This is a genomic window from Roseomonas sp. CECT 9278, assembly GCF_918698155.1.
Taxonomy (GTDB): Bacteria; Pseudomonadota; Alphaproteobacteria; order Acetobacterales; family Acetobacteraceae; genus Neoroseomonas.
In genome coordinates this window covers 1-20,007 of sequence record NZ_CAKKLX010000051.1, presented here as the reverse complement: position 1 = coordinate 20,007, position 20,007 = coordinate 1, and the positions used below count along the sequence as shown (strand labels likewise).

Here is a 20,007-nt window from a genome sequence, read left to right as displayed (position 1 = left end):
GGGGTTTTGGGGGCGCTGGAGCCTGTGCCGGTTTCGTCCGCGCCTGAGCCACCCACGCTGCTCGCGCGACGGCGCGCGCAGGAAGCGCCATTGCGTGCCGCTGGTGTCGCGGCGCTCTACCTGTTCGGTTCGGCGGCGCGCGGCGAGGCGGGCGCCACCTCTGACGTCGACCTGTTCATCGACCAAGCGGAGCCCGAACGGTTCGGCCTGTTCGACCTGATGGAGGTGTCCGAAAGGCTGCGCGCCGCGCTGGGCGGCATTGCGGTGGACGTTACCACACGGGCAAGCCTGCACCCGGCGCTGCGCCCGGCGATCGAGGCTTCGGCGCTGCGCGGATTCTGACGCGCGCGGGCGAGTCGCCGGGCGCGCGGGCTTACCCCGCGATCTCAACAGCGGTTAGCCCCGCCCCCAACACCCGCCTTAACTCCCGCTCCGGCAGCGCCATGCAGCCTTCCGTCGGCGCGAAATCCGCGCGCGCCACATGCAGGAAAATCGCGCTCCCGCGCCCGCGCTGCACCGGCGCGTCGTTCCAACCGAGCACCACGATCACGTCGTAGACCGCATCCTCGCGCCACAGGTTTTCGTGCCGTGCCGGGTGCGGAAGGCGGATGGCCTGGTTGTAGTCGCGGTGGGTGGGGTCGTCGCACCAGCCATCCTCGGGCGCGATGGGTTCGCAGGGCAGGGCGGTGGCCGGGCGCGGGCCGCGGTCGGCGCGCCACAGCACGCGGCGCAGCGGCAGCAGGCCGAGGGGCGTCGCACCATCGCCTTCCTGCTTCGCGCTGGTGATGCCGCCCTTGCCGATGGCGCAGCGCAGCGTCTCGCCGCGGAAGCGCAGCAGGCCATCGGCGGTGACGCGGGCGGTGGTGGTCATGGGCGGTCAGGTCCGGCGAGGGTGGCGCGCATCATCGGCGCATCGCGGCTGCGCCACCACACCTCGACAGCCCGAAAAGGAACGGCACGGCGCGACCGGTCGGATCCAGCGCGGCACTCCACGACAGGTCGCGAAGGCGGGCCGTGGATCCGCGCCTGCATGCCGCCCGGTGCAAGACAGGAACCGGATCGCGCCAGGCGCGATCCGGAAGCGCGAATGCGCGACCGCGCCCAACCTGCCAGCCGCCCCCGGCGCACCAGTGCGGGGCGCGAAGGCAAGCCGCGCGGATGCGCGGCGCCCGCCGTCTGAGGGACCGAAAAAGCAAGCCGCGCGCGCCTGCGCGCGGCGTTTCACTGCGGCAGGATATGCCCGAACCGCTCGGCCTTCGTGCGCAGATACCCGTCATTCACCCCGTTCGGGTCGAAGGCATGCGCCTCGCGGCCCTGCACCTCGATGCCGCAGGCGGACAGGCCATTGATCTTGTCGGGGTTGTTGGTCAGCAGGCGCACGCGCTCGATGCCCACCGCGCGCAGCATGGTGGCGGCCACCAGGAAGTTGCGCTCATCCGCGCCATAGCCCAGCGCGCGGTTGGCATCGAGCGTGTCCAGCCCGCCATCCTGCAGCGTATAGGCGCGCAGCTTGTTCACCAGCCCGATGCCGCGGCCTTCCTGCGCCAGGTACAGCAGCACGCCGCCGGTCGGATCGTCGGCCATCCGCTTCAGTGCGCCGCGCAGCTGCGGGCCGCAGTCGCAGCGCAGCGAACCGAGCAGGTCGCCGGTGAAGCATTCGGAATGCGCGCGCACCAGGGGGGCACCCCCTTCGCGGGCGGTCTTCTCCGGGTCGCCGACCAGGATCGCCAGGTGCTCGATCCCGCCATCGGCGGCGCGGAAGGCGATGATGCGCGCCTCGGGCACGTCCAGCAGCGGCACCCGGGCCTCGGCGACGCGGGTGAGCGACGTGGCGGCGCCGGCCGGATAGGCGAACACATCCGCCGCCGGGACACTGAGCAGCGCGAGGCGCGCCGCGGCGGCCTCGGTGGCGGGCGCGGCCACCAGGGCCGGCAGCAGGCGCGCCAGCTTGGCCAGCGCGATCGCCGCCTGCGCCAGGGGCGGCGCGGCCAGGCGCTCGGGGGTCTCGGGCAACAGGCGCTCGGCCGTCGGGTCGGCCAGGCTGCGCAGCGCCTGCGGGTCCATCAGGCTGGGCGGCAGGCGCAGCGCGACGGCGCCTTCATCCTCGGCGGCGTGGGGCACGGGGCGCTGCAGCACCGCGGCGGCGCGCACCGGCGCCAGCAGCAGCAGGGCGGGGGCCAGCGCGGCATCGGCGAGTTCGCCCAGCCCGCGCGCGCCGACGGTTTCGGCCGCAGCGACAACGAGGCAGGTGTCCGGCCCGCGCAGGACCACGGGTGTGCCGCGCCGCAGGTCCGCAACCGCACGATGAACCGACCGCAGCGCCTGCACGCCGGCATCGCGGGGGATCACGGCGTCATTCGCTTCGGTGGCGAGATGGCCAGGTGGCGTCATGGTATGGCGTTCCATTCTTCGTTCCATGCCGCGCCCCGATTGTGGCTGGCGCATGGCGACCCCGGTGGCACCCCGGCACGACCGCGGGCCCCCGCCATGTGGTACGCATCTGGCCCGCGTCCAGATGCGTGAAGCGGCAATCACAGATGCGAGAACTTGGCCGGGATGGCGCGGGGAGGCTGGCACAACGGGTCGTGAGCGGCCATACCTTGCGCGGGGGGCTCCCGCCGTCGCGTTTCCGTGACGGCTTTTTGGATGGGGAAACTGGCGCATGCCTGGTCCGCGCCCGGTGCTGATCGTCGATGACGATGCGGGGCTCTCGGCAACACTCGCCGAACAGTTGTCCCTGGATGGGGAATTCGCGCCCGTGGAGGCCGCCAGCCTGGCGGAAGCCGAGGCGCGGCTGACCGCGGATGGCGCGCGGTTCGACCTGATCCTGCTGGATATCCGCCTGCCGGATGGCGATGGGCGCGATTATTGCGTGCGCCTGCGTCGCGACGGGTTCCGCATGCCGGTGGTGATGCTGACCGGCGTGGACAGCGAGGCCGATGTGGTCAGCGGCCTCGATGCCGGGGCCAACGACTTCATCGTGAAGCCGTTCCGGCTGAACGAATTGCTCGCGCGCATCCGCGCCCAGCTGCGCGGCTACGACAGCAGCGAGGACGCGGTGTTCAAGGTGGGGCCGTACCTGTTCCGCCCGTCGGCGAAGCAATTGCATGACCAGGCCAAGGGCAAGCGGATCCGGCTGACCGAGAAGGAGGCCGCGATCCTGAAGTTCCTGTACCGCGCCGGCGGCCGGCCGGTGCCGCGCACGGTGCTGCTGAACGACGTGTGGGGCTACAACAGCAACGTGACGACCCACACGCTGGAGACGCACATCTACCGCCTGCGCCAGAAGATCGAGCCGAACCCGGCCGAGACGCGGCTGCTGGTGACCGAGGCGGGTGGCTATCGGCTGGAACAGCTCGAGGACATCACCCAGGCCTGAGCGCCGGCGCCCGAGGCGCCAGGGCGAGGCGGCCGGCACCGGCCGCCGAAATTGCGCCGCCCTTCCTGCGGATCGCGGCCCTGCCGCGATCCGGGAGCGCACGGCGCGACCGCGCCCAACCCACCCGCCGCCGCCAGAACACCAGCCCATGGCGCGAAGGCCAGCCGGGCGGGCGCCCGGCGCCCGCCGTCTGAGGGCAAACCTAGTGCCTCAGGATGTCCGGGTCCTCGTAGCCCAGCAGGTCCAGCTTGCCGCGGGCCGGCAGGAAGCGGAAACAGGCCTCGGCCAGGTCCAGCCGGCCTTCCCGCTTCAGCAGCCCCTCCAGCTTCGCCCACAGCGCGTGCAGGTGCAGCACGTCCGACGCCGCATAGGCGAGCTGCTCCGGCGTCAGCTCCGGCGCGCCCCAATCCGAGGTCTGCTGCTGCTTGGACAGGTCCACGCCCAGCAATTCCTTGCACAGGTCCTTCAGCCCGTGGCGGTCGGTGAAGGTCCGCACCAGCTTCGCCGCGACCTTGGTGCAGACCACCGGCGCGGTGGTGACCCCCAGGCAATGCCACAGCACGGCCACGTCGAAGCGGGCGAAGTGGAACAGCTTGGTCACCGCCGGATCGGCCAACAGCTTCTTCAGGTTCGGCGCGGCGAAGCCATGCCCGCCCAGGCTCTCGGGGATCAACTGCACCAGATGCGCGGTGCCGTCGCCCGACGACAGCTGCACCAGGCAGAGCCGGTCGCGATGCGGGTTCAGGCCCATCGTCTCGGTGTCGATGGCGACGACGCGGCCGAAATCGATCCCGTCCGGCAGGTCGTTGCGGTGTAGCCGGATGGTCACGCCGGCATGGGTGAACAGGGTGGTTCCCACGGGATGCGCGGTGCCTCGTCTCGGGGTGCGTGCGGGCGGCCGCCTGGGCCGCGAAGCCGCCGGAATGCCGGGGGTTCTTACGGCCCGCGCCAGCACGAGGCAAGCACGCCACCCGCCGGCCGCACCGACACGGCTTGCCGATCGTTTCGTCCGCATCGCACCATGCCGCCATGGCGCAGGCGATCGCACGGAGACTTGACGCATGACCCACCCCCCGCTGCGGCGGCGCATGGTCCTTGGCCTGGCGGCGCTGGCCATGCCCGCGGCGGGGCGCGCGCCGCGCGCCGAGGCCGGCGCCGACACCCCCGCCGCCTTCGTCCGCCATTTCGAGGCGGCGTTGACCGCCCGCGACGTCGACCGCGTGCTCGCCTTCTATGCCGAGGACGGGGTGGTGCTGACGCCGCAGGGCGGCGTGGTGGCTGGCCGGACGCAGATCCGCGCGGCGCTGGCGGTCAACCTGGCGGCGGGCCAGCCGCCGCTGCGGCTGCTCAACGCCAGTTTCGACGGGGATGCGGACCGCGGCGTGCTGATCTGGGTCTGGCATGTCGATGGCGATGCCCGGGCGGCGGCGCGCGGGCGCCGCGTCCGCTCGATGCTGTACATGCGCCGGGACGCCGCGGGCTGGCGGATCTTTGCGGAGACCGCGCAGATCTACGCGCCGCCGCCGGATTGACCGGCGGCCGCAAGGGCCAGCCAAGGCATTGTCCGGGTTGGCGCCGCCGCGGCGGAAGACACTGGTGCCCAGGAAAGGACTCGAACCTTCACGACCTTGCGGTCACTGGCACCTGAAGCCAGCGCGTCTACCAATTCCGCCACCTGGGCAAGGGGGTCGGCGCCTTTCGGCGAGGGCGCGCAATTACGCGCCGCCGCGCATGACGTCAAGCGCCCCCGATGCGACGCCAGGCGCAACGCGATGCCGTGGCGCGATGGACCGAAGCGCGGCGCCTGTAACGCGCCGGCCGCCTTGGCGCGTCGGGACCGTCCCCATATGGTCCGGCACATCGGAAAAAAGGGGACGTGGCATGGCTTCGCGTCGGGTGGCGACGGTCTTCGGCGGCGCCGGCTTCATCGGCCGGCATGTGGTGCAGCGCCTGGCCAAGGCCGGCTTCATCGTGCGCGTCGCCGGGCGGGATACCGAGAAGGCCGGGAAGCTGCGGACGCTGGGGGGCGTCGGGCAGGTGGTGCCGGTGGCGGCCTCGGTCACCGACGATGCCGCGGTGGCGCGCGCGGTGGCGGGCGCCGAGGTGGTGGTGAACCTGGTCGGCATCCTGTTCGAGCGGAAGCCCGGCGGCTTCCAGGCGATCCAGGCCGAGGGCGCCGGCCGCGTCGCGCGCCTGGCCGCGGCGGCGGGCGCGCGCAGGCTGGTGCACCTGTCGGCGATCGGCGCCGATGCCGCCAGCGAGAGCCTCTATGCCCGCAGCAAGGCCGAGGGCGAGGAGGCCGTGCGGACCGCCTTCTACGGCGCCACCATCCTGCGCCCATCGGTGGTGTTCGGGCCGGAGGACCAGTTCTTCAACCGCTTCGCCGGGCTGGCCGCGGTGCTGCCCTTCATGCCCGTGGTGGCCGGCGAGACGCGCTTCCAGCCGGTCTATGTCGGCGACGTGGCGGATGCCGTGATGGCGGCGATCGACCGCGACGACGCGGCGGGCCGCACCTATGAGCTCGGCGGGCCGCGCGCGATGTCGATGCGGCAGGTGCTGGACTTCGTGCTGGAGCACACCGGGCGCCGCCGCCGCCTGGTGCCGCTGCCGGAGAAGCTGGTGGCGTTGCAGGCGCGGCTGGGGGAGCTGCTGCCGACCCCGCCGCTGACGCGCGACCAGCTGCTGCTGCTGCAGCGCGACAACCTGGTGGCGGAGGGCGCGCTGACCCTGGCCGACCTCGGCATCGCGGCGAAGGCGGCGGAGGCGGTGGTGCCGCCCTACCTGGCGCGCTACCGGCCGGGTGGGACGCGGCGGGCTGTGATCGCGAGCTGATCTGGCCGATTCGGACTTAATTCGACTGCCGAAGTCGTTGGTATCGCGTGCCAACGCCGAGGCGGGCGGAATTTAGGACACAAAAACTGCCCTAACGGCGCATAAAGGACTCGCGCGGCGGATTTGCATGCCGTATGTGACGCGACGCCAGGGGTCCCTTGCCGGATCATGCGCGGCGGTGCCGCGTGCCCTGGCCAGTCTGTCGCCGCGGGAGGTCCTATGGCCGAGAAGATGCTCCAGTTCGTCCGCCTGCAGCAGCGCCAGCCGGACAAGCGCGATGCCGGCGAGCGCCGCGCCGATTGGGGCGAGGTCTACCAGGCCTTCGCGCAGGAGGCCGCCGGCGCGCAGGCCTCGCGCTGTTCGCAATGCGGCGTGCCGTTCTGCCAGGTGCATTGCCCGCTCAACAACAACATCCCGGACTGGCTGAAGCTGACCGCCGAGGGGCGGCTCGAGGAAGCCTACGAAGTCGCGGCCGCGACCAACACCTTCCCCGAGATCTGCGGCCGCGTCTGCCCGCAGGACCGGCTCTGCGAAGGCAATTGCGTCATCGAGAAGGGCTTCGAATCCGTCACGATCGGCGCGGTCGAGAAGTACATCACCGACACCGCCTGGGAGAAAGGCTGGGTCAAGCCGCCCACGCCGGTGCGCGAACGCCCGCAATCCATCGGCATCATCGGCGCCGGCCCGGCCGGCATGGCCGCCGCGGAACGCCTGCGCGTCATGGGCTACCAGGTCACGCTGTATGACCGCCACGACCGCGCCGGCGGGCTGATGATCTACGGCATCCCCAACTTCAAGCTGGAGAAGGAGGTCGTGGTCCGCCGCTGGCAGCAATACGTGCAGGGCGGCATCGATTTCCGCCTGAACGTGGCGGTCGGCCGTGACGTCACGCTGGAGGCGCTGCGCGGCCAGCACGACGCCGTGCTGATCGCGACCGGCGTGTACAAGGCGCGCGACATCGCCTGCCCCGGCGCGGGGCTGGATGGCGTGGTGCCGGCGCTCGACTACCTGATCGCGTCCAACCGCAAGGGCCTGGGCGACAACGTGCCGGACTTCGAGAACGGCGCGCTGAATGCCGAGGGCAAGCACGTGGTCGTCGTCGGCGGCGGCGACACCGCGATGGATTGCGTGCGCACCGCGGTGCGCCAGGGCGCGGCGTCGGTCACCTGCCTGTATCGCCGCGACAAGGCGAACATGCCGGGCTCCATGCGCGAGGTGAAGAACGCCGAGGAAGAAGGCGTGCGCTTCGAATGGCTGGCCGCGCCGGAAGCCTTCACCGGCCAGGGCCGCGTGCAGGGCGTGCGCGCGCAGCGCATGCATCTGGGCCTGCCCGACGCGACCGGGCGGCAGCAGGTGGAACCGATCGCCAATGCCGGCTTCGAGGTGAAGGCCGACCTGGTGATCAAGGCGCTGGGCTTCGACCCCGAGGACCTGCCCGCCGCCTTCAACGAACCCGCTCTGCCGGTGTCGCGCTGGGGCACGCTGAAGATCGACCATCGCACCATGATGACGGCGCTGCCGGGCGTGTTCGCCGCCGGCGACATCGTGCGCGGCGCCTCGCTGGTGGTGTGGGGCATCCGCGACGGGCGCGACGCGGCCGACCAGATCCATGGCTTCATCCAGGCCCGGGCCGCGACCCCGGCCATCGCGGCGGAGTGAGAGACATGACGCAGCATTCCGAGAGCGGCGCCGATTTCGTCGAAGCCTTCGCCCGCGGCCGCGCGGCGCTGGAGGCCGACGCGCATCTTGACCTGACCGAACACGATGCCTGCGGCGTCGGCCTGGTGGCGGCGCTGGATGGCAAGCCGTCCCGCGCGGTGGTGCAGGCCGGCATCGATGCGCTGAAGGCGGTGTGGCACCGCGGCGCCGTCGATGCCGATGGCAAGACCGGCGACGGTGCCGGCATCCATGTCGAAGTGCCGCAGGATTTCTTCGCGGAAGTGGTGGAACGCGGCGGTGACCGGCTGCGCCCGGGCCGCATCGCGGTCGGCATGGTGTTCCTGCCCAAGACCGACCTCGGTGCGCAGGAACGCTGCCGCCAGATCATCGAGACCGAGATCCTGAATGCCGGCTATTCCATCTATGGCTGGCGCCAGGTGCCGATAAACGTCGCCTGCATCGGCGAGAAGGCGAATGCCACGCGCCCCGAGATCGAGCAGATCCTGATCTGGGACCCCGAGCTGCGCGACGTGGAAACCGTCGAGCGCGACATGTTCGTGATCCGCCGACGCATCGAGAAGCAGGCGATCGCCGCGCAGATCCCGGAACTGTACCTGTGCTCGCTCTCGGCGCGCTCGCTCATCTACAAGGGCATGTTCCTGGCCGAGAGCCTGACCGAATTCTACCCCGACCTGGTCGATGCGCGCTTCGTCTCGCGCTTCGCGATCTACCACCAGCGGTATTCGACCAACACCTTCCCGACCTGGCGCCTGGCGCAGCCCTTCCGCATGCTCGCGCATAACGGCGAGATCAACACGCTGCACGGCAACGCCAACTGGATGAAGTCGCACGAGACGCGCCTGTCCCACGCGCTGCTCGACCCGTACATCGAGGACATCAAGCCGATCGTGCAGGCTGGCGGGTCGGATACCGCGACGCTCGACAACGTCTTCGAACTGCTGGTGCGCGGCGGGCGCGACGCGCCGATGGCCAAGGCCATGCTGATCCCCGAGAGCACCGGCAACAACGCCACCATGCCGGAGAACCATCGCGAGCTGTTCATGTACTGCAACGCGGTCATGGAACCCTGGGACGGCCCGGCGGCGATCGCCGCGACGGATGGGCGCTGGGTGGTCGCCGGCCTGGATCGCAACGGCCTGCGCCCGATGCGCTACACCGTCACCGCCGATGGCCTGCTGATCGTGGGCAGCGAGACCGGCATGGTGAAGGTGGCCGAGGACCGCATCGTCCAGAAGGGGCGCCTCGGGCCGGGACAGTGCATCGGCGTGGATCTCGAGGAAGCCCGCTTCTACGAGGACGCGGCGCTGAAGGACACGCTGGCGGCGCGCAAGCCCTTCGGCAAGTGGACCGCGCGCACCACCCGCATCGACGAGATCGTCAAGGCCGAGGGCGACGAGCGCGCGAACTTCGCCACCGAGGAACTGCGCCGCCGGCAGCTCGCGATGGGCTACACGCTGGAGGAGCTGGAAAGCATCCTGCACCCCATGGTGGAGGACGCCAACGAGGCGGTCGGCTCCATGGGCGACGACACGCCCATCGCCGTGCTGTCCGAACAGTATCGCGGCCTGCACCACTATTTCCGCCAGACCTTCGCGCAGGTCACCAACCCGCCGATCGACAGCCTGCGCGAATCCCGCGTGATGACGCTGCGCACGCGGCTGGGGAACCTCGGCAACATCCTCGACGAGGACCCGACGCAGTGCGACATGCTGATGCTGGAGAGCCCCGTGCTGTCCAACGCGCAGTTCGACGCCATGCGCGGCTACATGGGCAGCACGGTCTGCACCGTGGACTGCACCTGGGACGTGACGGATGGCGAGGGCGGGCTGCGCCGCGCGCTGGAACGCATCCGGCGCGAGGCCGAGGAAGGCGTGCGTTCCGGCCACGCCCACGTCATCCTGACCGATGAGGCGCAATGCGCCGAACGTGCCGCCATCCCGATGATCCTGGCGGTCGGCGCGGTGCAGACGCACCTGGTCAAGCACGGGCTGCGCACCTTCACCTCGCTCAATGTGCGCGCCGCGGAGTGCATGGACGTGCACTACTTCGCCGTGCTGATCGGCGCGGGTGCGACCACGGTGAATGCGTACCTGGCGCAGGAGAGCATCGCCGACCGCCATCGCCGCGGCCTGTTCGGCAATGTCGGCCTGGGCGATGCGGTTGCGAAGTACAAGAAGGCGGTGGACAAGGGCCTGCTGAAGGTCATGTCCAAGCTCGGCATCGGCGTGCTGTCGTCCTATCGCGGCGGCATGAACTTCGAGGCCATCGGCCTGTCGCGCGCGCTGGTGGCGGAATTCTTCCCCGGCACGCCCTCGCGCATCTCCGGCATCGGGTTGTCGGGCATCGCGCGCCGGCTGCTCGCGCTGCACGACAAGGCCTGGCAGGAAGGCGCGGTCGCGCTGCCGGTCGGTGGCCTCTACAAGCTGCGCCGGCGCGGCGAGGTGCATGCCTTCGACGGCAGCCTGATCCACACGCTGCAGAAGGCGGTCGAGACCGACAGCTACCAGACCTACAAGCGGTATTCCGAGGCGGTGCGCCGCATGCCGCCGGTCGCACTGCGCGACCTGCTGGATTTCCGCATGGAAGGCCGCACGGCGGTGACGCTCGAGGAAGTCGAGAGCATCACCGAGATCCGCAAGCGGCTGGTCGCGCCGGGCATCTCGCTCGGCGCGCTGTCGCCGGAAGCGCATGAGACGCTGTCGATCGCGATGAACCGCATCGGCGCGCGGTCGGATTCCGGCGAGGGCGGCGAGGACCCGTCCCGCGCCAAGCCGCGCGCGAACGGCGACAATGCGAACAGCGCCATCAAGCAGATCGCGTCGGGCCGCTTCGGCGTGACCGCCGAATACCTGAACAACTGCCGCGAGATCGAGATCAAGGTCGCCCAGGGTGCCAAGCCCGGCGAGGGCGGCCAGTTGCCCGGCTTCAAGGTGACCGGGCTGATCGCCAAGCTGCGCCATTCGACGCCCGGGGTGATGCTGATCTCCCCGCCGCCGCACCACGACATCTATTCCATCGAGGACCTGGCGCAGCTCATCTACGACCTCAAGCAGATCAACCCGGATGCGACCGTGTGCGTGAAGCTGGTGGCGCGGTCGGGCATCGGCACCATCGCCGCCGGCGTGGCCAAGGCGAAGGCCGACGCCATCCTGGTGTCCGGGCATTCCGGCGGCACGGGTGCGTCGCCCGTCTCCTCCATCAAGTATGTCGGCCTGCCCTGGGAACTGGGGCTGTCCGAGACGCACCAGGTGCTCCAGCTCAACCGCCTGCGCCACCGTGTGCGGCTGCGCACCGATGGCGGCATCAAGACCGGGCGCGACGTGGTGATCGCCGCGATGCTCGGTGCGGAGGAATTCGGCATCGGCACCGCATCGCTGGTCGCGATGGGCTGCATCATGGTGCGCCAGTGCCATTCCAACACCTGCCCGGTCGGCGTCTGCGTGCAGGACGAGAAGCTGCGGGAGAAGTTCGCCGGCACGCCGGAGAAGGTCATCAACCTGTTCTCCTTCGTGGCGGAGGAGGTGCGCGAGATCATCGCCGCCCTCGGCTTCCGGCGCCTGACCGACGTGATCGGCCGCACCGACCTGCTGCAGCAGGTCAGCCGCGGGTCGGAGGATCTCGATGACCTCGACCTCAACCCGCTGCTGGTGCAGGCCGATGCCGGCCCGCACCCGGCCTATTGCACGCTGGAAGGCCGCAACGAGGTGCCCGAGACGCTGGACGCGGAGATGATCCGCGACGCCGACGCGCTGTTCCGCCACGGCGAGAAGATGCAGCTGCAGTACAACATCCGGAACACGCATCGCGCCATCGGCACCAAGGTGTCGTCGCGCATCACGCGGCAGTTCGGGATGTCGGGGCTGCAGCCGGGGCACCTGAACGTCCGGCTGCGCGGCAGCGCGGGCCAGTCGCTCGGCGCCTTCGGCGTGAAGGGGCTGAAGCTGGAGGTGTTCGGCGACGCCAACGACTATGTCGGCAAGGGGCTGTCGGGCGCCACCATCGTGGTGCGTCCCGCGCCGTCCTCGCCGCTGGTGTGGAACGACAACACCATCATCGGCAACACGTGCCTTTACGGTGCCACGGCCGGCGAATTGTTCGCCGCCGGCCAGGCGGGCGAACGCTTCGCCGTCCGCAATTCCGGCGCCACCGCGGTGGTCGAGGGCTGCGGTGCCAATGGCTGCGAATACATGACCGGCGGCACCGTCGCGATCCTGGGCGCGGTGGGCGACAATTTCGGCGCCGGCTTCACCGGCGGCCAGGCCTTCATCTACGACGCCGACGATACCTTCGGCGTGCGGGTGAACCCCGATTCCCTGCTCTGGAACCGGCTGGCCCATCCGCATTGGGAAGGCGTGCTGTGCGACCTGATCGCGCGCCACGTGGCCGAGACCGGCAGCCGCTTCGCCGCCCGCCTGCTGAACGAATGGGCGACCGAACGCCACCGCTTCTGGCACGTGGTGCCGAAGGAATACGCGCCCTACCTGCCGGTGCCGATGACCGAGGCCGCAGCCGTCGCGGCGGAATGACCTGCCGGCGCGGGCCCTGGTTGGCCGGCCCGCGCCGGCGAAATCCTTCACGGGGCGTCCCGTCCCCATCTTCCGTTTGCGTGACGCCCCGCTAGTCTGCGCTCGCCGGCGGGCGACCTGCCGCGGGCCGCGCAGGGAAGGAGAATGTCATGCGTCGTCTCACCCTGGCCCTGGTGGCCGCCATCGCCCTCGTGCTGCCGGCCGAGGCGCAGCAGATCCGCAACCTGGCCGCGGTGAACGGCTGGACCGCCTATGTCGCGCAGGGCGACGGCGGGCAGCTCTGCGGCATGGGCACCAACGCGAACCGGGTCGGTCGGTTCTTCTGGATCAAGGTCGAACGCCTGCGCGGGCAGTTGCACGGCTTCGTCCAGGTCGGCGACGGGTCCTGGAACGTGCGGCGCGAGGCCACCGGGCGCATCGTCATCGGCATCGATGGCCGGCGGGCGGAACTGAACTACACCGGCACCAGCCGCCCCGACATGATCGAGGCATCCTACCAGGGCGCCTTCAGCAACTTCATCAACTTCGTCGAGGCCTTCGCCGCCGGGCTGCGCATGCAGCTGACCTTCCCCGGCGAGACGGTCGCGCCATGGTCGGCGGACCTGCGCGGGACACGCGCGGTGACCGAGGCGTTCCTGGCCTGCGCGAGACGGATCTAGAGCAGGTCGCGTTCAGATGGAATCATCTGAACGCGTGAAGATGCTCTACAAACAAAAAGGCTAGAGCCTGCGAAGTGAGCGCGAGCGCACGCAGCATGCTCGAGCGCGCCCCATGCCGGCGGGCGCGGGGTCATGTTTGCGCCCTCAAGCGCCGGGCGCGCCCGGATCGTGCGGCCGCACGATCCGAGGCTTCGTGATGTCCCTCAGGCGGCGGGCGGGCCGCATCCGCGGCCCTTGCCTGCGCGCCCTGGGCTGCTGCGCCAGGCGGGGCTGACCGTCTGGGCGCGGTCGGGCCGCACGATCCACCAGCGTGTGCCTCGCGTCGCGCGCGTCCCCGCCGCCTTTGCGCCGCCGCCGCCCGGGTGGCATAAGCGCCCGATCGTGCGGCTCCTGTTCCACCTTCCCCTCTCGCCCTTCTCGCGCAAGGTGCGCCTCGCCTTGGGCGAGAAGCGCATCCCGTTCGACACGCGCATCGAACGCGTGTGGGACCGGCGCGAGGATTTCCTCGGCATGAACCCCGCCTGCACCGTTCCCGTCCTGCAGGAGGAGAACGGCCTGACCATCGCGGATTCCAACGCGATCTGCGAATACCTGGACGAAGCCTATCCCGACATGCCGCTGCTGGGCCGCACCCTGGCGGAGCGCGTGGAAGTCCGTCGCCTGGTCGCCTGGTTCGATGGCAAGTTCCACTCCGAGGTCGGCGTGAACCTGCTCTACGAAAAGCAGATGAAGCGGCTGATGGGCCGCGGCAACCCGGATGCCGCCGCGATCCGCGCCGGCTATGCCAACCTGCGCCCGCATCTCGAATACATCGGCTGGCTGGCCGAGACGCGGCCCTGGCTGGCCGGGCCGATGCTGACGCTGGCCGACCTCGCCGCCGCGGCGCATCTCTCGGCGCTGGACTATATCGGCGACATCGACTGGTCGGCGAACGAAGCGGCGAAGGACTGGTACGCGCGCATGAAGTCGCGCCCATCCTTCCGCACGCTGCTGGGGGACCGCGTCAGCGGCGTGACACCGCCCGACCACTACACCGATCCGGATTTCTGAGCGCGACATCGCGGATGGCGCTGTCGAAGCGCGTCGTCGACGCAGCCTGCCGTCGTCGCGCGACAGGTCCCGCGACGACGCGGCGGATGCCGCGCTTGCCATGCACGCATGGCTGGACCCGCTTCCGTTCTCCTTGGCTCACGAAAACGGGCCTAGACCATTGTTTTCACGAGCATCTTTACCCGTCCAGACGACTCCGTCTGAACGGATGATGCTCTAGCGTTGCGCCGGCCCGGCCTCGATCAGCGCCATGTTCTGCGCGGCCAGGTCCGCGGCGGAACTGTCGGGCGCGGTCTCGATCACGCGCTCCCAATCGGCCCGCGCGCCCGCCGCATCGCCCTGGATCTGCCGGATGATGCCGCGCTCCAGCATCGCCTCGACATTCTCGGGCTCGAGCCGCAGCGCCTGCGCCACGCTCTCCGCCGCCAGGCCGACGCGGTCCAGCCGCCGCAGGGCGGAGGCACGCAACACCCAGGGCTCGACCGCGCTGGGGTCGCCCACCACGGCGCGCTCCAGGTCCGCCAGCGCCTCCGCCGGGCGGTCGAGCGCCAGCGACGCCATGGCGCGCTCGCTCAGCAGCGCCGGGGCGTCGGGCGTCAGTGCCAGCGCCAGGGTCAGCGCGGCATGGGCGCGCAGCGGCTTGCCGGCGGCGATCCAGGCCTCGCCGGCCTGGCCGAACACCGCGGCGCGGGCGGCGATACCAGCCTGGCTGCGCGCGGCGATACGCTCCAGCGCCTCGGCGGCACGCTCCGCCTCGCCCACCGTCAGCGCGGCCAGCGCGGCGCAATGCGCGGCCCCTTCGCCGCCGCCTTCCATGGCCCAGGATTCCGCCATGCTGCGCGCGCCTTCGGGATCGTCCTCGAGCATGTCGAGGCAGCGTTCGTATTCCGGCGCATCGGTCAGGCGCGGCGGTTCCGGCGGCGTGGGCAGCAGGTCGTCGCCACGCCCGCCGGCCAGCCACCACCAGCCCGCGCCGCCGGCGGCAAGCACCAGCACCGCGGCGGCGGCCAGCAGGAGACGGAACGGCGACATCGCCGCAATCTAGCCGCCACCTCGCGCGCGTGCCAGATCGGCAGCGATGCCCCAGTGCCTCAGCTGGACTGCGGGCGCCGCAGCGATGAAGGTCAAACGGGGACACCACCTTCGATGCAAACGTCCCGTCGCAGGTCGGTGCCACGGGTCGGCGCTTTGATGGTGCCCCCGGCCAGGCGGGATAGGGCTGCAGGCCGCTGACGACGGACCGGTGAACGCCTTGCCGCGGCCGGCCATCGGCGCCGCCGCGCGCTTGAGGAGGATGCGATGCTGCTGGTGATGGGCCTTGGATACGCCGGACAGGCTGCGGCACGCCTGGCCGCCGCGCAGGGCCGCGAGGTGTCAGGCACCATGCGCGACCCCGCGCCCGCGCCCGCGCCGCCGGGCGTGACCGCCATCGCCTTCGACGCCGCCGGACCGGCCATCGCGCAAGCGCGGGGGATTCTGGTCACCGCAGCGCCCGACGCGGCCGGCGACCCGGTGATCGCCGCGCATGGCGGGGCCATCGATGCCGCGCTGGCGGCGGGCACGCTGCGCTGGGTCGGCTACCTGTCCACCACCGGCGTCTATGGCGACCGCGGTGGCGCCGAGGTGGACGACGCGACGCCGCCCGCCCCCGGCCAGGACCGCTCCCGCCGCCGCCTCGCTGCCGAGCAGGCCTGGCGCGCCCTGGTGCGCGGCCGCGCCGCACTCGACATCTTCCGCGTCGGCGGCATCTATGGCCCCGGCCGATCGCCCTTCGACGACCTGCGCGCCGGCACCGCGCGGCGCGTGGTGAAGCCCGGCCACGCCTTCTCGCGCATCCATCGCGACGACATCGCGCTGGCCGTGCTGGCGGCCATGGCGCAGGACAGCGCGCCGCGCGAACGCATCCTGCACCTGGTGGATGACGAGGCCGCCGAAAGCGCCGTCGTGACGGAACACGCCGCGCGGCTGCTCGGCCTGGAACCGCCGCCGGCGATCCCGTTCGACGAAGCGCGCGCGCGCATGTCGCCGATGGCGCTGTCCTTCTGGGCGGAGAACCGGCGCGTCGCGAACGCCGCGACGAAGGCCGCGCTCGGCATCGCCTGGCAGTACCCGACCTATCGCGAGGGGCTAGCCGCGATCCTCGGCCAGGAGCGGCGCGAGGGTCTCGCCCAATAGCGCCAGGTCCGCCGGGCGCGACAGCCGGTGGTCGCCATCCTTCACCAGCGTGACGCGCACATCGCCGCCGCGCAGGGCATCCGCGATCCGCAGCGCGTGGCGCCAGGGCACGTCGGGGTCCTCCATGCCCTGCAGGATTCGGACCGGCGCCTCCAGCGCGATCGGGCCGCGCAGCAGCAGGTGGTCGCGGCCATCCTCGATCAGCGCGCGGGTGATGGGATAGGGCGCGCCATAGTCGCTCGGGCGATGCCAGACGCCATCGCGTTCGATGGTGGCGCGGATCTCGGGCGTGAACTGCGCCCACATCAGGTCCTCGGTGAAGTCGGGCGCGGGGGCGATGCCGACCAGCGCCTGCGGCGCGCGCCGCCGCGCCAGCAGCAGCGCGATCCACCCGCCCATCGACGATCCCACCAGCACCTGCGGCCCGGGCGCCAGCGCATCGACCACGCAGGCGGCGTCGGCCGCCCAGCGGCCGATGGTGCCGTCCACGAAGCGGCCGCCGGATTCGCCATGCCCCGAATAGTCGAAGCGCAGGAAGGGCGTGCCCCGCGCCTCGCACCAGCCGGCCAGGAATTCCGCCTTGCTGCCGGCCATGTCGGAATTGAAGCCGCCGAGGAACACGACGCCCACGCCCCGCCCCGCGCCTTGCCTGACGCCGCCCGCGGCGATCCGCCGCCACGCCAGGCGCACGCCGTCGCCGCGGTCGATGGCGCCGCGCTCCTCCCTCATGGCCGCGGCAGCCCGCGCCGCGCGAGGGAAGCGAACAGCGCCCCCGTGCCGAACACCCAGGGCGGGCATGCGTCGGTGCGGTCCACCTCGTTCACCAGCGCACCCAGGCGCGGCGAGGCGATGCGCACCACGTCGCCCTCCTTGTGCGTGAAGCCCATCCCCGCCGCGCCGCGATCCTTCGATGGCGAGAAGGGCGTGCCGAGATACAGCACCGCGCCGTCCGGATACTGGTGATGCGCGCCGATCATCTGCCCCACCAGCGCGGTCGGATCGCGGCTGATCGAACCGATCGCGCCACTCTCCTCCAGCGTGAAGCCGTCGGTGCCGCGGATGGTCAGCGTGATCTCGGCGCGGCGGATATCCTCCAGCGTGAAGCCCTCGTCGAACAGGCGGATCATCGGGCCCAGCGCGGCCGAGGCGTTGTTGTCCTTCGCACGGCCCAGCAGCAGCGCGGAGCGCCCCTCGACATCGCGCAGGTTCACGTCGTTGCCCAGCGTGGCACCCTGGATGCGGCCCTTCGCATTCACCACCATCACCGCCTCGGGCTCCGGGTTGGACCAGGCGGAATTCGGATGCACGCCGACCTTCGATCCGATCCCGACCGCGGCCATCGGCGGGCATTTCGTGAAGATCTCGGCATCCGCGCCGATGCCGACCTCCAGGTACTGGCTCCACCAGCCCTTCTCGACCAGCGCGGCCTTGACCTTCATGGCCTCGGCGCTGCCGGGCACCAGGTTTGCCAGGTCGTCGCCGATGATGGCGCGGACCTCGGCGCGCACCGCCTCGGCGCGCGAGGCATCGCCGCGGCAGCGTTCCTCGATCACGCGTTCCAGCATCGAGCGCACATAGGTGACGCCCGCGGCCTTCACCGCCTGCAGGTCGATCGGCGCCAGCAGCCAGGGCTTCGCCGGATCGCGCGCGTCATGCGCGGAATTGGCCAGCAGCGCATCGAGGTCGAGCGCGATCGGCGCGCCGTGGTGGCGGATGCAGGCGGCGGGCGTGTCGCGGTCCAGCCACTGCGCCATGGTGCCGTAGGCGCTGGTCATGTCGAAGGCGGCGGCGCCGAGGAAGCCGACGATGCCGGGCCCGTCCGGCGTCATGATGCGCGCGGCGAAGGCGCCGGCGGCGAAATCCGCCGGCAGGCAGGTGCGGTCCAGGCGCATCGTGTCGTTCTCCCCCGTTTCTGCGCACAGGCTGGCCGGGCGGCGCGAGGCTGCCAAGGGGGGGTCGCCGGCGGTTGCGCTACCTCGCCTTCTTTCGGATCGTGCGGCTGCACGATCCGGGAGCGCAAAGCGCGACCGCGCCCACCCCATCAGACGCCGCCAGCGCAACAGCGCACGGCGCGCAGCCAAGCCGACGGATGCCGGCGCCCGGCGCTTGAGGGTCAATCAAAACTGCGGATCGTGCGAAGGCACGATCCGGGAGCGCAAAGCGCGACCGCGCCCACCCCATCAGACGCCGCCAGCGCAACAGCGCACGGCGCGCAGCCAAGCCGGCGGATGCCGGCGCCCGGCGCTTGAGGGTCAAATAAAACCGCGGATCGTGCGGCCGCACGATCCGGGAGCGCAAAGCGCGACCGCGCCAACCCCATCAGCCCCGCCAGCGCAACAGCGCACGGCGCGCAGCCAAGCCGGCGGATGCCGGCGCCCGGCGCTTGAGGGTCAATCAAAACTGCGGATCGTGCGGCTGCACGATCCGGGAGCGCACGGCGCGAAGGCAAGGGCCGCGGATGCGGCCCGCCCGCCGTCTGAGGGCAAGAAACCTACCTCCCTTCGAGCAGCGGCTTCCAGCGCGCGATCTCGGCGCGCCAGAAGGCCTGCGCCCCGGCCGGCGTGGTGCGGTCGCCGGCGGCCGGGCGGCTGCCGAGCTCCACCATGCGGCGCGTCACCGCCTCGTCGCGCAGCGTTGCCAGCAGCGCGCGGTTCAGCCGGTCGATCACCGGCCGCGGGGTGCCGGCCGGCGCGAACAGCATGTTCCAGCCGGACATGCTCATGGCCGGCAGCCCGGCCTCCGCGGTGGTCGGCACGTCGGGCAGGGCGGAGGTGCGCTCGGCCGTGGTGATGGCATAGCCGCGGATTGCCCCGGTGCGGATCTGCTCGGCGTTGTTGGTGGTCTGGTCGCAGCCCATGTCGAGCGTGCCCGACAGCAGGTCGTTCATCGCCGGCCCGTTGCCGCGATAGGGCACGATGGTCACCGGCGTGCCGATCGCCGCGATCAGCAGCAGGCTGCACAGGTGGCTGGTCGACCCGACCCCGGCATTGCCGAGGTTGAGGCGCGTCCCCTCGCGCCGCACGACGACCACCAGGTCGGCCAGCGTGGCGGCGGGGAAGTCGCGGCGCGCGATGATCGACATCGGCACCTCATTCACCATGCCGATCGCCTCCAGCGCCAGCGGGTCGAAGGGCAGGCCGCGCACCAGGGTCGGGATGGTGGCCTGGGCCAGCGATCCGAACAGGATGACGTGCCCGTCGGGGCGCGCCTGCGCGACGCGCCCCTGGCCGATGGACCCGCCGGCGCCCGAGGCGTTCTCGACCACCACGGGCTGGCCGAGATCGGCGGCGAGGGCAGGCGCGATCAGCCGCGCCACCACATCCGCCGGCCCGCCCGGCGCGAAGCCGACGACCAGCGAGACCGGGCGGCTGGGAAAGGCGGTCTGCGCCACCGCCGGGGCGGCCAGCGCCGCCGCGAGCGACAGCGCGCACAGAATTCGGCGCAGGATGATGGACATGCGTGGACCTCCCGGATCGGCACGGGGAGAGTCGCAGCATCGGCGCACCACGCAAGCCCCGCGGCGCCGCGCGACGCCGATGATGCGGCGCGGCGCCGTCAGCAGGCCGCGACCAGGCTCCGCCCCACAGGGCGCGCCGGCGCCGCCGAGCCCGCCGGCGGCAGGCCGCGCGCTGGCGCTTATACACATCTCCGAGCCCACGAGACTAGGCATGATCTCGTAGGCCGGCTTCTGCTTGAAAAAAAAAAA

At 71.4% G+C, this 20,007-nt stretch carries 16 protein-coding genes and 1 tRNA gene; 9 read left to right on the top strand and 8 right to left on the bottom strand.

All coding sequences use genetic code 11. The features are described from left to right. The first annotated feature begins 6 nt into the window (after positions 1-6). Positions 7-342, top strand: a complete 336-nt coding sequence (locus LQ222_RS22440) for a nucleotidyltransferase family protein (protein ID WP_230169082.1) — start codon at positions 7-9, stop codon at positions 340-342. A 31-nt stretch (positions 343-373) separates the two neighbouring features. Here LQ222_RS22440 and LQ222_RS22435 read toward each other — a convergent pair whose 3' ends face one another. Next, positions 374-871, bottom strand: coding sequence for a L,D-transpeptidase (locus tag LQ222_RS22435; RefSeq protein ID WP_230169081.1), 498 nt, complete (start codon positions 869-871; stop codon positions 374-376). 350 nt (positions 872-1,221) lie between these two features. Continuing rightward, positions 1,222-2,406, bottom strand: a complete 1,185-nt coding sequence (locus LQ222_RS22430) for a GTP cyclohydrolase II (protein ID WP_230169080.1) — start codon at positions 2,404-2,406, stop codon at positions 1,222-1,224. Positions 2,407-2,662: 256 nt separating this feature from the next. Here LQ222_RS22430 and LQ222_RS22425 point away from each other — a divergent pair, with 256 nt between their 5' ends. Continuing rightward, a complete protein-coding gene (locus LQ222_RS22425) occupies positions 2,663-3,379 on the top strand; it encodes a response regulator transcription factor (RefSeq protein WP_230169079.1) in 717 nt (238 codons plus the stop codon). A 202-nt stretch (positions 3,380-3,581) separates the two neighbouring features. Here the strand turns inward: LQ222_RS22425 and LQ222_RS22420 are convergent, their stop codons facing one another. Further along, on the bottom strand, positions 3,582-4,238 hold the full coding sequence (locus LQ222_RS22420) for a ribonuclease D (RefSeq protein ID WP_230169078.1): 657 nt from the start codon (positions 4,236-4,238) through the stop codon (positions 3,582-3,584). Positions 4,239-4,440: 202 nt separating this feature from the next. On the opposite strand from LQ222_RS22420, the gene LQ222_RS22415 reads away from it, so the two are divergent. Beyond that, positions 4,441-4,911 (top strand): DUF4440 domain-containing protein, encoded by a 471-nt coding sequence (locus tag LQ222_RS22415; RefSeq protein WP_230169077.1) that lies wholly within the window; start codon positions 4,441-4,443, stop codon positions 4,909-4,911. Between the two features lie 62 nt (positions 4,912-4,973). Here LQ222_RS22415 and LQ222_RS22410 read toward each other — a convergent pair. After that, positions 4,974-5,060: transfer RNA gene (locus tag LQ222_RS22410), tRNA-Leu, on the bottom strand. Positions 5,061-5,260: 200 nt separating this feature from the next. On the opposite strand from LQ222_RS22410, the gene LQ222_RS22405 reads away from it, so the two are divergent. The 5 genes from LQ222_RS22405 (at position 5,261) to LQ222_RS22385 (ending at position 14,126) form a co-directional block, all read left to right on the top strand. After that, complete coding sequence (locus LQ222_RS22405; protein WP_230169076.1) at positions 5,261-6,211, top strand: complex I NDUFA9 subunit family protein; 951 nt, start codon at positions 5,261-5,263, stop codon at positions 6,209-6,211. 219 nt (positions 6,212-6,430) lie between these two features. Continuing rightward, on the top strand, positions 6,431-7,870 hold the full coding sequence (locus tag LQ222_RS22400; RefSeq protein WP_230169075.1) for an NAD(P)-dependent oxidoreductase: 1,440 nt from the start codon (positions 6,431-6,433) through the stop codon (positions 7,868-7,870). 5 nt (positions 7,871-7,875) lie between these two features. Next, entirely contained in the window at positions 7,876-12,417 is a 4,542-nt protein-coding gene (gene gltB, locus LQ222_RS22395) for a glutamate synthase large subunit (protein ID WP_230169074.1), read from the top strand. A gap of 149 nt (positions 12,418-12,566) precedes the next feature. Beyond that, the gene (locus tag LQ222_RS22390; RefSeq protein ID WP_230169073.1) at positions 12,567-13,076 is read left to right on the top strand and encodes a hypothetical protein; all 510 of its coding nucleotides are present in this window, start codon (positions 12,567-12,569) and stop codon (positions 13,074-13,076) included. Between the two features lie 381 nt (positions 13,077-13,457). Next, on the top strand, positions 13,458-14,126 hold the full coding sequence (locus tag LQ222_RS22385) for a glutathione S-transferase family protein (protein ID WP_230169072.1): 669 nt from the start codon (positions 13,458-13,460) through the stop codon (positions 14,124-14,126). 216 nt (positions 14,127-14,342) lie between these two features. Here the strand turns inward: LQ222_RS22385 and LQ222_RS22380 are convergent, their stop codons facing one another. Continuing rightward, entirely contained in the window at positions 14,343-15,158 is an 816-nt protein-coding gene (locus tag LQ222_RS22380) for a tetratricopeptide repeat protein (RefSeq protein ID WP_230169071.1), read from the bottom strand. A 267-nt stretch (positions 15,159-15,425) separates the two neighbouring features. On the opposite strand from LQ222_RS22380, the gene LQ222_RS22375 reads away from it, so the two are divergent. Then, positions 15,426-16,301: an SDR family NAD(P)-dependent oxidoreductase gene (locus tag LQ222_RS22375; RefSeq protein ID WP_230169070.1), complete on the top strand. Its 876-nt coding sequence runs from the start codon at positions 15,426-15,428 to the stop codon at positions 16,299-16,301. Here the strand turns inward: LQ222_RS22375 and LQ222_RS22370 are convergent. The 3 genes from LQ222_RS22370 to LQ222_RS22360 all read right to left on the bottom strand — a co-directional run bounded on the left by LQ222_RS22370 (position 16,254) and on the right by LQ222_RS22360 (position 19,758). Beyond that, on the bottom strand, positions 16,254-17,030 hold the full coding sequence (locus tag LQ222_RS22370; RefSeq protein ID WP_230169069.1) for a carboxylesterase: 777 nt from the start codon (positions 17,028-17,030) through the stop codon (positions 16,254-16,256). The two genes, LQ222_RS22375 and LQ222_RS22370, sit on opposite strands and share 48 nt — an antisense overlap. Further along, positions 17,027-18,193: a fumarylacetoacetate hydrolase family protein gene (locus tag LQ222_RS22365; RefSeq protein WP_230169068.1), complete on the bottom strand. Its 1,167-nt coding sequence runs from the start codon at positions 18,191-18,193 to the stop codon at positions 17,027-17,029. The genes LQ222_RS22370 and LQ222_RS22365 overlap by 4 nt, the downstream gene beginning before the upstream one ends. A 599-nt stretch (positions 18,194-18,792) precedes the next feature. Continuing rightward, a complete protein-coding gene (locus LQ222_RS22360; RefSeq protein ID WP_230169067.1) occupies positions 18,793-19,758 on the bottom strand; it encodes a tripartite tricarboxylate transporter substrate-binding protein in 966 nt (321 codons plus the stop codon). Between the last annotated feature and the right edge of the window lie 249 nt (positions 19,759-20,007).